The 13,718-nt window shown below is 30.6% G+C and carries 13 protein-coding genes and 2 tRNA genes; 8 read left to right on the forward strand and 7 right to left on the reverse strand.

From position 1 onward, the window contains the following. Nucleotides 1-106: 106 nt before the first annotated feature. Both H0I28_RS00650 and H0I28_RS00655 read right to left on the reverse strand, forming a co-directional pair. The gene (locus H0I28_RS00650; RefSeq protein ID WP_254712812.1) at nt 107-781 is read right to left on the reverse strand and encodes a hypothetical protein; all 675 of its coding nucleotides are present in this window, start codon (nt 779-781) and stop codon (nt 107-109) included. A gap of 75 nt (nt 782-856) precedes the next feature. Next, entirely contained in the window at nt 857-1,525 is a 669-nt protein-coding gene (locus tag H0I28_RS00655; protein WP_218760069.1) for a M15 family metallopeptidase, read from the reverse strand. Nucleotides 1,526-1,648: 123 nt separating this feature from the next. Between H0I28_RS00655 and ctlX the strand changes: the two genes are divergently transcribed. Further along, complete coding sequence (gene ctlX / locus H0I28_RS00660) at nt 1,649-2,584, forward strand: citrulline utilization hydrolase CtlX (RefSeq protein ID WP_218732794.1); 936 nt, start codon at nt 1,649-1,651, stop codon at nt 2,582-2,584. Between the two features lie 126 nt (nt 2,585-2,710). After that, the gene (locus tag H0I28_RS00665) at nt 2,711-3,409 is read left to right on the forward strand and encodes a PrsW family intramembrane metalloprotease (protein WP_218760071.1); all 699 of its coding nucleotides are present in this window, start codon (nt 2,711-2,713) and stop codon (nt 3,407-3,409) included. Nucleotides 3,410-3,467: 58 nt separating this feature from the next. Here H0I28_RS00665 and pafA read toward each other — a convergent pair whose 3' ends face one another. After that, nucleotides 3,468-5,108 carry an alkaline phosphatase PafA gene (pafA, locus tag H0I28_RS00670; protein WP_218732796.1) on the reverse strand — a complete coding sequence of 547 codons (1,641 nt, stop codon included), beginning with the start codon at nt 5,106-5,108 and terminating at the stop codon, nt 3,468-3,470. 108 nt (nt 5,109-5,216) lie between these two features. Between pafA and H0I28_RS00675 the strand changes: the two genes are divergently transcribed. The 5 genes from H0I28_RS00675 (at nt 5,217) to H0I28_RS00695 (ending at nt 8,654) form a co-directional block, all read left to right on the forward strand. Next, a complete protein-coding gene (locus H0I28_RS00675) occupies nt 5,217-5,957 on the forward strand; it encodes an ABC transporter permease (RefSeq protein ID WP_165732910.1) in 741 nt (246 codons plus the stop codon). A gap of 3 nt (nt 5,958-5,960) precedes the next feature. Next, nucleotides 5,961-6,734, forward strand: coding sequence for an ABC transporter ATP-binding protein (locus H0I28_RS00680; RefSeq protein ID WP_218760073.1), 774 nt, complete (start codon nt 5,961-5,963; stop codon nt 6,732-6,734). A gap of 56 nt (nt 6,735-6,790) precedes the next feature. After that, a tRNA-Lys gene (locus H0I28_RS00685) sits at nt 6,791-6,863 on the forward strand. Nucleotides 6,864-6,978: 115 nt separating this feature from the next. Further along, a tRNA-Lys gene (locus H0I28_RS00690) sits at nt 6,979-7,051 on the forward strand. A gap of 121 nt (nt 7,052-7,172) precedes the next feature. After that, nucleotides 7,173-8,654, forward strand: a complete 1,482-nt coding sequence (locus H0I28_RS00695; protein WP_218760075.1) for a DUF389 domain-containing protein — start codon at nt 7,173-7,175, stop codon at nt 8,652-8,654. Between the two features lie 160 nt (nt 8,655-8,814). Here H0I28_RS00695 and H0I28_RS00700 read toward each other — a convergent pair whose 3' ends face one another. The 4 genes from H0I28_RS00700 to H0I28_RS00715 all read right to left on the reverse strand — a co-directional run bounded on the left by H0I28_RS00700 (nt 8,815) and on the right by H0I28_RS00715 (nt 13,061). After that, nucleotides 8,815-9,411 carry a SprT-like domain-containing protein gene (locus H0I28_RS00700; RefSeq protein ID WP_218760077.1) on the reverse strand — a complete coding sequence of 199 codons (597 nt, stop codon included), beginning with the start codon at nt 9,409-9,411 and terminating at the stop codon, nt 8,815-8,817. 27 nt (nt 9,412-9,438) lie between these two features. Further along, nucleotides 9,439-10,119 (reverse strand): SDR family oxidoreductase, encoded by a 681-nt coding sequence (locus H0I28_RS00705; protein ID WP_218760078.1) that lies wholly within the window; start codon nt 10,117-10,119, stop codon nt 9,439-9,441. A gap of 269 nt (nt 10,120-10,388) precedes the next feature. Further along, the gene (locus tag H0I28_RS00710) at nt 10,389-11,906 is read right to left on the reverse strand and encodes a hypothetical protein (RefSeq protein ID WP_218760079.1); all 1,518 of its coding nucleotides are present in this window, start codon (nt 11,904-11,906) and stop codon (nt 10,389-10,391) included. A gap of 111 nt (nt 11,907-12,017) precedes the next feature. Continuing rightward, the gene (locus H0I28_RS00715; protein ID WP_218760080.1) at nt 12,018-13,061 is read right to left on the reverse strand and encodes a glutaminyl-peptide cyclotransferase; all 1,044 of its coding nucleotides are present in this window, start codon (nt 13,059-13,061) and stop codon (nt 12,018-12,020) included. A 262-nt stretch (nt 13,062-13,323) separates the two neighbouring features. Here H0I28_RS00715 and H0I28_RS00720 point away from each other — a divergent pair, with 262 nt between their 5' ends. Further along, the gene (locus H0I28_RS00720) at nt 13,324-13,578 is read left to right on the forward strand and encodes a type B 50S ribosomal protein L31 (RefSeq protein WP_218760081.1); all 255 of its coding nucleotides are present in this window, start codon (nt 13,324-13,326) and stop codon (nt 13,576-13,578) included. Nucleotides 13,579-13,718: the final 140 nt, after the last annotated feature.

Below are 13,718 nucleotides of genomic sequence, written 5' to 3' on the forward strand. Positions count from 1 at the left end.
AGACTATTAAAATTTACTTTTTTAATAACCAGTTACAAAAATAACTGTTTTTGATAGAATAAAAAAACTAGATTAGTTTAAAATAAAACAAAATATTTTAAGAGTATTATTTGTCTTTAGCTATTACTATCGTGGCTTTAGCGCCAGTTGCCAAGTTCCATTCATTAGAAGATAGTAGTGTACCTTCATCATTATATACCTTAAAAGCGGCTGTATTTGGCCCAGATGTACCTTGATTTAGAGCTTTAAAGGCAATCTTATTAATACCTATTTCTAAAGGGATGTTAAACTTTTGATAGCTTCGTTTTAATGTAATGTTATGTACTACGGGTATGTCATTCACAAATATGGTAACCATGTCTCCGTCAGGGTATTGGAAATCTCTGCAAATGATATTAACACTTTTAGAATCTGTTCTAAAACTACCTAGATCTTGGTCTATTACAGGATAAATATATTGTCCGTTTACTTTTTTAAATGCTTTTAAAAAACGCTCTTCTCTTTGCTTTTCTTGTGTTATAATACCTTTATTATTAAGGTCATTTTCTTCCTTTTGCTTTTTTAATTTAGCATTTTCTTTATCAAAAGCATTTTTAAAACCATTATTTCCATCTAATTCTAATGCCTTTGGTTTTGTTACTTCTTTAGAATTATTTAAAACAATGCCTTTAACTTTACCTTTTTCTTTGCTTCCTGAATTAGTATCTAACTGTGCAGATAGTTGTAAAACAGAGAATAATGAAATAGTAAAAAAAAGAAGTAAGTTTATATTTGTTTTCATTTATAGGACTTTCAGGCAATTGTGCAAATATAATGCCGATTTTCAGTGAGGCTGTTTCTATTTTGTTAAAACTTCTTACTCTATCGGGAAATTGAAGTATGTTTTAGGAAAAGGTTCGTTTCTTAAAGTAAAATGCCACCATTCGTTTTTATAAGGTCTAAAATTATTTTTTGACATTAAGTTACGGAGTAACAATCTGTTTTTTTGTTGTTCTGGAGTGATGTTTTTTGGTAGATAATGAGACTTTATACCAAAAAAGTCAAATGGGCTGCCCATATCTAATTCTTTACCTGTTTTAATATCTACAATTGTTAAATCTACAGTACTTCCTCTTGAGTGTCCAGATCTAGAGGCAATGTATCCTCTTTTAAATAATTCTGATTTCGGTACATCTGGGTAATAGGCCTTTTTCATTAATGTATCATCTAAAACCTTTGCCCAGCGTACAAAATGGTTTACTGCTTGTTGCGGCCTGTATGAATCAAATATTTTAAGACTGAATCCTTCTTTTTGAAGGCTCTTTTGTACTTTAGTTAAAGCATCAGCGGAAGCTTTAGTAACTATTATACAGTTTTTATGATAGCCATCAATTGGTTTTCCTATAAAGTTATTATTGCTTAGATAGCGCAATTCTTTTTGAATTGTTTTATCAACATCAGATAAATAGGCAAAACCCTCAGGAAGAATTTGTCCGAAGGAAAAAAGAGAAATAAAGAATATAAAAAAGGCAAGTGTTTTTTTCATGAAGTAAAAATAAACAAAAAGTCAATAGTAAACTTTTAGAATTGTTTTATATCAGAAAATAAAATCATTGAAATCTATAGTGATTAAAAAAAAGGCTAATTTTGTACCTAATAAATGAATTAAATGAAGCAAACTACAAATACAATTTTAATGATTCGTCCTGTTAGTTTTAGGATGAATGAGCAAACTGCTGTAAATAATTACTATCAACATAATATTGATAATGCATTACCAGCTACCATTAATACAAAAGCGCAGAACGAATTTGATACTTTTGTGGAGAAATTACGTGGTTTTGGTATTGGTGTAATTGTTGTTTCTGATACAAAGGAAGTGGATACACCAGATGCTGTTTTTCCAAATAATTGGATCTCTTTTCATGAGGATGGTACCGTTGCTATTTACCCAATGTTTGCAGAAAATAGGCGTTTAGAAAGACGTGAGGATGTTTTAGAACAGATAGAAAAAGAAGGCTTTTTAATAGAGAATATTGTTGATTATACTTCTGCAGAAGACGAAGGTGTTTTTTTAGAAGGAACGGGTAGTATTTGTTTAGATAGAGGGAATAACAAGGCATATTGTGCACTTTCGCCGAGAGCAGATGAAGAGTTGTTTATAGAGTTTTGTGAAGATTTTGAATATACACCAGTTGTTTTTACGGCAAATCAAACAGTAGACGGTAAAAGAGCGGCAATATACCATACCAATGTTATGATGTGTGTTGGAGAAACTTTGGCTATTATCTGTTTGGCTTCTATTGATGATAAATCTGAGCGCAAAAATGTATTGAAGCATTTAAAAGAAGATGGTAAAAAGGTAATTGACATTACAGAAAAACAGGTTACTAACTTTGCTGGGAATATGTTAGAAGTTAGAGGTAAAGATGATGAACGTTTTTTAGTAATGAGTCAAGCTGCTTTTAATAGTTTAACGCAATCTCAAAAATCACAAATTAACAATCATTGTAAAATTATTTCTAGTCCTTTAGATACTATTGAGTTTTGTGGTGGAGGTAGTGCGCGTTGTATGATGGCAGAAGTTTTTTTGCCTAAAAAATAAAGTTAGCGAATAATTAATCACAAAAATACAAGTTAAACGCAAGGTTGGTAAAGGAATTATAAAATTCTTCTTTTCAAAACTTTGCGTTTGTTTTATTTTATAAAAAAAAAATATTTAAATTTCTCCATGCATTTACTTCTTCTTGCTATCGCTCCTGCAACCATTATTATTCTATATATTTATTTTAAAGATAAGTTTGAAAAAGAGCCTATTCCTTTTTTATTTAAAAACTTTCTTTTAGGAGCAACAGCAAGTGTGCTAATTACGGTAATTCTTGGTGGTTTTGCAGATAGATTGTTGCCTGTTACTAATGTAACTAATATATTTCAACAATTTGTAAAGGCTTTTATAGTAGTTGCCTTGGTAGAAGAGTTTTCTAAATATGTAATTGTAAAATATTATGCACAGAGAAATAAAGAATACAACGAGCCTTTTGATGGTATTGTCTATGCAGTAATGGTTTCTATGGGCTTTGCTACCTTAGAAAATGTTTTGTATGTTTTTCAACACGGAGTGTCTACTGGAATATTAAGAGCATTTACTGCGGTTCCAGCACATGCAACATTTGCCATTTTAATGGGATACTTTATGGGAAAAGCAAAGTTTTCTAAAAATAGAATAGTTTTAAATTTAACAGGTTTGTTATTTGCAACGCTGTTTCACGGTGCATATGATTTTTTTCTGTTCATCAATTTTATACCGGGAATTTTTATAGGTGCATTTATTTCTTTAGGAATTGGAATCCTACTATCTAAGAAAGCGATAAAAAGACATCAAGATAATTCTGTATTTAAATTTTTAATCAAAAAGAAACCCCAAAACTAAGTCTTGGGGTTTTCTAATAATTTATTCCTATTAGAAAGGATTATAAATAGAACTTATTTTATTTTTCTAAAACTTCATCAACTACAACACCGTTTGTTCCGTTTGGCGACTCTATATTTAATAGATTTGCAATAGTTGGCGCAATATCTGTAATGTTGTATCTTTTTGATGATGAACCTTGTTTTATTCCGTTTCCATAGAAAATAATTGGTACATGTGTGTCATAAGAATATCCAGACCCATGACTTGTACCTGTTCTTCCTCCGGTTAAAGTAGCCGGATTAGGAATCATTAAAACATCTCCAGATAATTTTTGATTATACCCGTTTTGAAGCGAATTCAATATTCCAGAAGAGAAATGTGTTGTTTGCAAAGTTCTTGCGGTTACTGCTTTGTAGATTCCGTCAAAATTAATTACTTCATCAGCTAATTTTTGAGCAACGTTATTCACCTCTAAACCTAAAGATTCTACTTTATCTTTATCTAAGAATATTTGATAATTAGAAACGTTTTCAATTAAATCTACAGAATTAAAATATTTTTTAGTGGTTTCTAAAATAAACTCTTTAAATTTTGTCATCTTTAAATAGTGAGCAGGTATTTTTAAAGATTGTAAATAAGCTGGTACATGCACTGCTGCATGATCTGCAGTTAAAAATAAGGTGTAATTATCTTTTCCAACTTGTTGGTCTAAAAATTGAAATAAATTAGCCAAATCTTTATCTAAGCGCAAATAGGTGTCTTCTGTTTCTATGGCAGCAACTCCGTATTTATGACCAATATAATCTGTAGAAGAATAACTAACAGCTAAAAAGTCTGTGTGTTCACCTTTACCTAAGTTTTCACCTATAATAGCAGCTTTGGCAAAATCTGTTGTATAAGTATTACCTGCTGGTACTGTTTTTATCAAATCGAAATTACCATTCTTAGAGCGCAATGCTTTTAAGTCTTTCGGAAAAGTTGGTGCTTCCTGTCCTTTTAATTTACCTTCATAAATATTATCGTCAACTCTACTGTTTGTGTATGTTTTAATATCGTAAAGTGTTTCCCAAGGTGTATTTAGGTATTTATCTGCGTTATTATTTCCATTAAAATCTTTTACCCATTTAGGCAATTCATTCATATAATATGTACTAGTAATCCAAGTGTTAAAATTACCACCATCATACCAATAAGCTGCATTTGCAGAATGGCCAGCAGGTAAGATTGCAGATCTATCTTTTATAGAAACTCCAATAGTTTTACCAAACATATTTTGAGCCAAATGTAATTGATCTGTTATGGTTGATGTAAAAAGTCTTTTTGGAGATTTTTGCCCATATTTACCCTCGTTTCCAACAGTTTTGTAATTGTTGTCATCTACACAGTAAATAGATTCTTTTTGATATTTGTCATACCAGTTGTTAGAGATAATTCCGTGTTCACTTGGTGTTGTTCCTGTGTAAATAGAGGTGTGCCCAACGGCTGTATAGGTTGGTATGTAGTTATAATGAGCATTTTCTAAAGAAAACCCTTCTTGTAAAATTCTATTAAATCCATCTTTTCCATATCTATCGGAAAACCTTGTTAAATAATCATATCTCATTTGGTCAATAACAATACCAACCACCAATTTTGGTTTTTTATTTTGTGATGTTAGTTTGTTGTTTCCTAAACAAATAAATAGGCAGATGAAGCTGAAAAGTAATTTGAATTTCATAAGTACATATATAAATTATGAGTCAAAAGTAATTATTTTTTGTTTTGATTTGGTCAATTTAACGGACTATTAATGATAATTTAATACTTTAGCATAAAATTAAAATGAATGGGTTACCTAGAACATGTTGGTAAATATTTTATGATGTTAGGGCGTGTTTTTAAAAAACCGCAAAAAGGAAAAGTTTTTTACGAAGCTTTGATAAAAGAGATTGATGAATTAGGCTTAAAATCTTTAGGGATTATTATGTTTATTTCCTTTTTTATTGGAGGTGTAATTGCCTTGCAAACGGCTTTAAATTTAGACAATCCTTTTATTCCAAAATCTTTAATAGGTTTTGCGGCTAAGCGTTCTATTATTTTAGAATTTGCTCCTACTTTTTGTTCCATTATTTTAGCAGGTAAGGTCGGTTCTTATATAACTTCTAGTATCGGTACTATGCGAGTTACAGAACAAATTGATGCATTAGAGGTAATGGGTATAAATGCTTTAAGTCATTTAGTATTGCCTAAAGTGATTGCAACAGTTTTCTTTTATCCTTTTTTAATCTCATTGGGGATGTTCTTAGGTATTTTAGGAGGATGGGTTACAGGTGTTTTATCGGGTCTTTTTTCTGGAGCAAATTATATAGAAGGTATTCAAACAGATTTTGATCCTTTTTTATTATCGTACGCAATTATTAAAACCTTAATTTTTGCATTTCTAATATCTACAGTGCCTTCTTATCATGGTTATTATGTAAAAGGAGGATCTATAGCGGTTGGTAAAGCAAGTACGCAAGCTGTAGTTTGGACGACTATTTTAATTGTAATAGCGAATTATTTTTTAACTCAAATGCTTTTAACCTAAAATATGATTGAAGTAGATAATTTACATAAAGGTTTTGGAGATGTAAAAGTATTAAAAGGTATAACAGCTACTTTTCTTCCTGGTGAAACCAGTTTAATAATTGGTCAAAGTGGTTCTGGTAAAACAGTATTTATAAAATCTTTATTAGGTTTACACACACCAGAAGAAGGTTCTATTTCTTTTGATGGTAGAATAAATACAAAATTTACTGAAAATGAAAAACAGCAATGGAGACAAGAAATTGGTATGGTTTTTCAAGGAAGTGCCTTGTTCGATTCTCAAACAGTAGAAGATAATGTAATGTTTCCGTTAAAAATGTTTACAGATAAATCTCACGCAGAAATGCTAGAGCGCGTAAACTTTGTTTTAAATAGGGTTAATTTAGAAAACTCTAATAAAAAATTACCAGCAGAGCTTTCTGGAGGAATGCAAAAAAGAGTTGCCATTGCCAGAGCAATTGTTATGAACCCTAAATACCTTTTTTGTGATGAACCAAACTCTGGTTTAGATCCAAGAACTGCAATTGTAATAGATAACTTAATTCAAGAAATTACTGATGAATATAAAATTACAACCGTAATTAATACACATGACATGAATTCTGTGATGGAAATTGGAGAAAAAATAATTTTTTTAAAGGAAGGTCGAAAAGCTTGGGAAGGTACCAGTGAAGATATATTTAAAACTGACAATGAGGCTGTTGTGGACTTTGTGTATTCTTCTAATTTATTTAAAAAAGTAAGAGAAGCATATTTAAATGAAAAAAAATATAAATAGATTTGTTTTTTCTAATATAAAGTATATATTTGCAGCCGCTTAAAAGGAAATAAATTGACCTGGTAGCTCAGTTGGTAGAGCATCTCCCTTTTAAGGAGAGGGTCCTGGGTTCGAGCCCCAGCCCGGTCACAAAAAATAAGAACTTCATAATAATGTGAAGTTCTTATTTAAACAATTTAAAAGAGAAAGTCGTTTCTCTAATTAGTAAAAAAATATCTTTTTAGTCGTTAAGATAAAAATAAATGACCTGGTAGCTCAGTTGGTAGAGCATCTCCCTTTTAAGGAGAGGGTCCTGGGTTCGAGCCCCAGCCCGGTCACATTAGATTAAAAGCTTCACAGAAATGTGAAGCTTTTTTTATGCAAAAAATTATTATAATCAGTTTTATTGTCAATTTTAATTTTTTGTATCTTTCCCAGAATAATTGAAACTTAAATTTGATGGAAGAAAATAAGGGAGCTGAGGAAAAGGTAGATCAATCTAAGCAAGGAATGAAAGATGAAGCTAGAGGTTTACTCTTTAGTATCAGAAAATATTTAACCGAACTTTTAGACTTTAGACACGATACGGATCATGAAGCTACCATGGAGGCTATTAAAGCAGATATACCTTTTAAAGGTGCCACTGCTTGGATTCTTATTTTTGCAGTCTTTGTGGCTTCTATAGGGTTAAATGCTAATTCTACTGCAGTTGTTATTGGTGCCATGTTAATTTCACCCTTAATGGGGCCTATTTTGGGAATAGGAAGTGCTTTTGCAATTAATGATATTGAAGTGTTTAAAAAATCATTAGTCAGTTTGGCAACGATGATCACTTTAAGTTTACTTGCGTCATTTGTTTTTTTCTATTTCTTTCCCTTGAGTGAAGATACATCCGAGTTATTAGGGAGAACAAGACCAGATATTAGAGATGTGTTAATAGCCTTTTTTGGTGGTTTGGCTTTAATGGTTGCAAGAACAAAAAAGGGAACGGTAGCTTCTGTTATTTTTGGAGTTGCTATTGCTACTGCATTAATGCCGCCCTTGTGTACTGCAGGATTTGGTTTAGCAAAAGGTTTTTCTGGAGATACTGTTGGTTTTACGTATGCTTTAGGAGCCATGTATTTGTTTACAATTAATACCATTTTTATTGCTTTGGCAACATTTATCGTATTAAAACTGTTAAGTTTTCCAATGCATAAATATGCAAATGCCGCAAGAAGAAAACGATATGCTACTATTGCAACAGTAGTAGGTATTGCTGTTATGATTCCTGCCGTTTATACTTTTTTACACGCCTTAGAAGAAAGTAGGGTAAATGCACAGTTAAAAACGTTTGTTAAAAATGAGGTAATGACTATTGATAACTATCAATTAATTGATGAAGATTATGATTTTGATACTAAGGTTTTAAAACTTAATTTCTTTAACGAAGTAACTGCTGTAGAGAAAAATATGTTAGAAAACAGCTTGATTAATGACCCAAGATATGATCGCTTAAAAGAAGTGAAGATTAATATTAAAGGAAGTGATACTAAAAGTTTTGAATTAATAACAACAGCTTATACAGAAAAAAGAGAAGAGTTAAATGAGAGTAAAAAGTTAATACAAGAACTTCAAGACAAAATTATTGAGTTAGAAGGTATTATTTCTGGTTTAAATATAAGAATTGAAAATGATGCTCTTAATAATGATAAAAAAGCAATTGCTTTTAGTAGAATTTCTAAAGAGGCTAAAATTCTATATAATGAAATTGAAGAAATAGGGTTTTCTAAAGTTTTATTTTCAAAAGATTTTATTAATATAGATACAATTCCTACGGCAACGGTAAAGTGGAATTTAAAGGTGTCAGATACTGTTATTCGTGTAAAAGAAAAAAAATTACGTACTTGGTTGCAAAAAGAAATGAATTTAGATACATTATTTATTAAAAGAGATAAGTAAGTTTTAAGGAGTTTTCTAAAAAGGATAGTTTTTTGTCAATCTGAATTTATTTCAGATTCTTTTGATCATTGAAATTTAGATTGTTTAGATGGAGAAAGAACTTTAGTATGATATGATTCAATCCTTTTTAGAGATTTTTTTTATTATCAAATATTAAATTCTAACCGTTTTTGTAGAATTCAATTTCTACATTTTGGTTGAATAGATACACTTTTTTATTGCTCATATTCATGCATTCATATCGGGTTCTACGTTTATTTCCTCTTTTGTAGATGGTGTTTTTAAATACAAATAAACTACCAAACGGAATATCAAAAATAAAATGCTTGCCGGTTTCTGCTACATTTCCTCTTAGCGCTAAAGATAGATCTGCATCAGTATCTGTACTTGCTTTTGGGTTTTTAAAATACCTTGCTAAAAAAGGTAGCATTTCCATAGGGTAAATTTCTGGGCGTAAAAACGGTAGCATTAAATGCTGAAAAACCATTTTCCACTCTTTACCATGAGGCTGTACGCGTCCGAATTTTTGATGCGTGACATGATGTGCAATTTCATGAACTAGCGTAAGTAAAAACTGATATTTATTAAGGTTATTATTTACGGTAATTTGAAATCTTCCGTCGGGTAATTGTCTAAAATCACCATGTTTTGTTTCTCTCTGATTTACAATTTTTAGCGTAAAAGAATGTTCGTTTATAAGAAACTCTATAAACGGAATTGCTTTGGAAGGAACGAAATCTTTGTAATTTGAATTCAATTTTTAATTTTTTTGAATGCTTATTGCTTACGGAGTTGAAGAGGATACTTGTAAGACTTTTCCGTTATAAAATTTATTTCCTGTTAAAGAGAAATCAAAAACATAATTCGCCATTTCTGTAGCAGAGGTAGGTGCTTCGTATCCAGGGAAAGCTTCTTCTAGCATTTCTGTTTGTACGGCTCCTAAAGCCAAAACATTAAATGCAATTTGTTGTTCTTTATATTCTTCTGCTAATAATTCTGATAGCGTAATTACTGCGCCTTTGGCGGATGAATATGCTGCTAATCCAGGAAATTTCATACTCCCTTGAATTCCTCCCATTGAGCTTATGGTAACTACATGACTTCCTTTTTGCATGAACGGAATCATTAATTTAGTCAACTCAGCAACGGCAAAAACATTCACTTTATAAACTTCTAAGAAATCATCCGAAGATAAATCTGTAAAAGGCTTATTGATTAATTTACCTGCATTATTAATTAAAACATCTACTTGTTGCCAGTTATTGTTAACATAATCAGTTACTTTTTCTAGGTCTGAATTCACAGATAAATCAACAGAAATTAAAGTGATGTTTTTATGATTAAACTCAGATAGTGGTTTTGTGTTTCTAGATAAGGCTAATACCTGATGTCCTTTTTCAGCAAACTGTTTAGCGAGTTCAAAACCAATTCCTCTGCTTGTACCTGTAATTACAATGTTTTTCATTTCAATAAAAAAATTTGAACGAGCAATTTACTCAATTTTTCATAAATTTAAACTCAAAATCATGACAAATGAAATCTGTTGGAATTTTAATTTAAACCTCAAAGATTTTAAAACCTTTGAGGTTTATCTGTATTTTTAAAAATTAGAAGGGCTAGTAATCCTTAGGAGTATATGGCTTAAATTACTTATTAAAATTCAGGGCCATGAAATTCAATATCTTATAGAGCCTATTGTACCCTAATTAAGGTTGGTTTCATTTAATAGAAAAACTACTCTTCTGTTTCAAAAGTGATATGTTGGTAAGCACCAATATCAGGATTTGTACTTCTGTCAATGCCTAAAATATCTGTAGTGAAAGAGGTTGCTTTTGCTTTATTAATAGCATCAGATTCTTCGCCAATTATAAAATCACTCTTTTGAGTATTTCTAAAGTGAGCGTTTCCGTTTATAATATTGTCTTGGTAAAAAGAACTTGTAAAATCTAGCTCTGTGTTGTCTTTAAAAGAGTCATTACTATCTGTAAACTTAATCATGGAATTACTAACGTTGTAGTTAAATATACCGCCTCCATCAACTTTATCTAAGATAAACTCTATGTTGTTATTTCCATCAAAAATACAATTGGTAAAATTAGCCGCATGTAAATTTCTGGTCTCAATAATTTCTTGTCCTGTTGCATCCGAATATACAAAAAAGTTGTTCACCAAAACAGCAGGAAGTTGACGTAAACCACTGTTCCAAAAGTTTGCAAAAGTAGAATGCGTAAAATTATACGTTCCACCAATAGTTGCTGCTAAAGAAACCTGACCAGCAGCGCCAACAACTACATTGTTACCTTCAATATTTGCTTCTCTACCTAAAATACCATAACTAGAATGGTTGTAGATTTCTGTGTTTTGTAATTTTAAAGTTGGAGTAGAAGGAGTACCAATGCTATCAACCAAAATACCTATTATTCCGTTTTTAATAATGGCGTGGTTCATTTCATTGTTTTTACTTCCAGCACGCATCCAAATAGTTCCCCATTGTCCTGCAGTTTCACTAAAAGAGTGTTCTAGTCGGTCTCCTTCGAAAATTACTTTATTAGCAAGTGTTCCGTTTACTTTTAAGGTCGCTTGGTCATCTACAATTAAACCAGAATTATCATGAAAATAAACTTTTGCTCCAGCTTCAATAGTTAGTGTTTTGTTTGCTGGTACAGCTGCAAATCCATAAATAACCGTAGGTTTCACATTGGTAATGGTTAATTCTGTATCTGTTAAAAAACGTCCTTTTAAAGTGGTTGGTTCTCCGTCTAAAGTTAAGCTATCAATTTTCATGGAAATAGCATCTTTTCCAGGAAATATAAAATTAGCATCTTGTACTAAAGTAACTAAATCTACATCTTGTTGAGAACTACCAGAATCGAATAGAATTCTATCCGTGTATAACGGATTAACTACATTACTCGCATTTATAGTAGTTTCTACAAAGATAAAAATACTGTCTTTGGCAAGAATATCTATGTTTTTAAAATCTTTTCCAGGAATTCCATCTACATTTAACCTGTAGTTAGAATTCGTACCGTTTTCTAATTTTATTTCAGGAATGGTAATTGCATTTTTTCCTCTATTATATACTTTTAAATTATACGTGGCAGAACCAATATTTGTAAATATAGTATCTAGAAAAACGGTGTCTTTAGAAAATTCTAATGCACCAGAACTTGGTGTTGTATTAAAATCTTTTCTACAAGAACTTACAGAAATAAGAACGAGACAAATAATAAAGGAAATAAAGTAACGCATAATAGTAATTTCTGTCTCCTCGAGCGCAGTCGAGAGGTTGGTTATAGGTCTCGACTGCGCTCGACCTGACATTTTATTAAAATATAATAATAGAACTTTTTAATAAGTCTATTATTGTTTTTTAATCAATTCAATTTCAAATAATTTACCCCAATGTTTACCTGTTACAAAAAGACGGTTATTCTTTTTGTCATAAGCAATACCATTTAAAACTTCGTCATGAGGAACTAATTTTTGTGTTTTTTCCATTTCTGTATGCAATCCTTTTAAGTTTGCAATACCTTCTACAACACCTGTTTTTGGATCTATGACAACGATAGCATTTTGCTGATATTTATTTGCATAGATTTTTCCATTGATCAATTCTAATTCATTTAAGTCAGCCACTGCGTATTTGTTGGTGTACACTTGAATCGATTTTTCTTCTTTTAAAGTCTCTGGGTCTAAGAACCAAATTTTGTTTGTACCATCAGATTTTATCAACTGAGTTCCGTTATGTGTAAAACCCCAACCTTCTGCACTATTATTATAGGCAAATTCTTTTTCTTGTTTAAAGGTTTCTAGATTATAAACAAAACCCTTTTTAGCCTGCCAAGTTAACCAGTAAATCTTATTATTAAGAATGGTCATTCCTTCACCAAAATACTTTTTATCTAAATCTATTTTTTGTAAAACTTTACCCGTTTCAATTTCAACTTTTCTTAGTGTAGATTTTCCTCTTTGACCTGTAGTTTCATATAAAAAACCATCATGATATTCTAAACCTTGTGTGTATGCGGTTTTATCATGCGGATATTCATTTATAATTTTATAGTCATATACAACAGGTTTTTTATTTGCTAAAACTTCAAAAAAACTATTTTCTTTTTTTGTCTTTTCAGCATAAAAAACCAGCGCAGAAATTTGGTGCTTTCCAACGCCTAATTCAGTTGTATTAATAGAAATTGCATTTCCATCCGAAGAAACTTCATTTCCATTCACGAAAAATTGAACACTATTTATGGCTTTCTCTTCTTTCTCTTTTAAAGTAACTTCTACATTAGAATTTAGAGCGACTTGTTTTTTATGCTCTAAACTAAATTTATAGACATCAGAACAAGATGTAATTAGTAGAAAACACGCAAAAAATGCAACAAGTAAGGTATTCTTTTTCATTTTTGTAATTATTTATATTTATTTTTAGTCTTTTTAGCTTTTATAAAAGTGCTGAAAAACCACTATTTATCAACGAAATCTGATGTAAAAATAACTAATGTGATTGTTAGACCAAATAAAAACAAAATATTTATTTGTTAATTAAAAAATATAGTTAAATTTGCATCCTCAAAATAGTAAACAACAACTATTTAGAGAATCGAGTAAGCTTTACCAACTTCACTCATGCAAACATAACATTAAAGTATTAAAATATAATAAAATGAGAAAAGGAATTCATCCAGAAAATTACAGAATGGTAGCTTTTAAAGACATGTCTAACGAAGATGTATTTTTAACACGTTCTACAGTAGACACTAAAGAAACGTTAGAAGTTCATGGTGTTGAGTATCCTTTAGTAAAATTAGAGATCTCTAGAACATCTCACCCATTTTACACTGGTAAATCTAAACTTATTGATGCTGCAGGACGTATCGATAAATTTAAAACGAAATACGCAAAATTCAAAAAAGAGTAATTCTTTTAGAATTTTCAACATATTTAAAACTCCAACATTCATTTGTTGGAGTTTTTTATTTTAGATTATACTGATTTTTTGGGGTGTTTAACATGGAAAACAAGATATTGTAATTTGTGGTTTTCTGTGCAGTCTATTTT

This window comes from Polaribacter sp. AHE13PA, from assembly GCF_019278505.1.
Classification (GTDB): Bacteria; Bacteroidota; Bacteroidia; order Flavobacteriales; family Flavobacteriaceae; genus Polaribacter.

Excerpts from the sequence above, each read along its gene's own strand:
- H0I28_RS00710 (WP_218760079.1), bottom strand. The coding sequence starts at position 11,906 with ATGCGTTACTTTATTTCCTTTATTATTTGTCTCGTTCTTATTTCTGTA.
- H0I28_RS00705 (WP_218760078.1), bottom strand. The coding sequence starts at position 10,119 with ATGAAAAACATTGTAATTACAGGTACAAGCAGAGGAATTGGTTTTGAA.
- H0I28_RS00655 (WP_218760069.1), bottom strand. The coding sequence starts at position 1,525 with ATGAAAAAAACACTTGCCTTTTTTATATTCTTTATTTCTCTTTTTTCC.
- H0I28_RS00675 (WP_165732910.1), top strand. The coding sequence starts at position 5,217 with ATGGGTTACCTAGAACATGTTGGTAAATATTTTATGATGTTAGGGCGT.
- H0I28_RS00665 (WP_218760071.1), top strand. The coding sequence starts at position 2,711 with ATGCATTTACTTCTTCTTGCTATCGCTCCTGCAACCATTATTATTCTA.
- H0I28_RS00695 (WP_218760075.1), top strand. The coding sequence starts at position 7,173 with ATGGAAGAAAATAAGGGAGCTGAGGAAAAGGTAGATCAATCTAAGCAA.
- H0I28_RS00720 (WP_218760081.1), top strand. The coding sequence starts at position 13,324 with ATGAGAAAAGGAATTCATCCAGAAAATTACAGAATGGTAGCTTTTAAA.
- ctlX (WP_218732794.1), top strand. The coding sequence starts at position 1,649 with ATGAAGCAAACTACAAATACAATTTTAATGATTCGTCCTGTTAGTTTT.
- pafA (WP_218732796.1), bottom strand. The coding sequence starts at position 5,108 with ATGAAATTCAAATTACTTTTCAGCTTCATCTGCCTATTTATTTGTTTA.
- H0I28_RS00715 (WP_218760080.1), bottom strand. The coding sequence starts at position 13,061 with ATGAAAAAGAATACCTTACTTGTTGCATTTTTTGCGTGTTTTCTACTA.
- H0I28_RS00650 (WP_254712812.1), bottom strand. The coding sequence starts at position 781 with ATGAAAACAAATATAAACTTACTTCTTTTTTTTACTATTTCATTATTC.
- H0I28_RS00680 (WP_218760073.1), top strand. The coding sequence starts at position 5,961 with ATGATTGAAGTAGATAATTTACATAAAGGTTTTGGAGATGTAAAAGTA.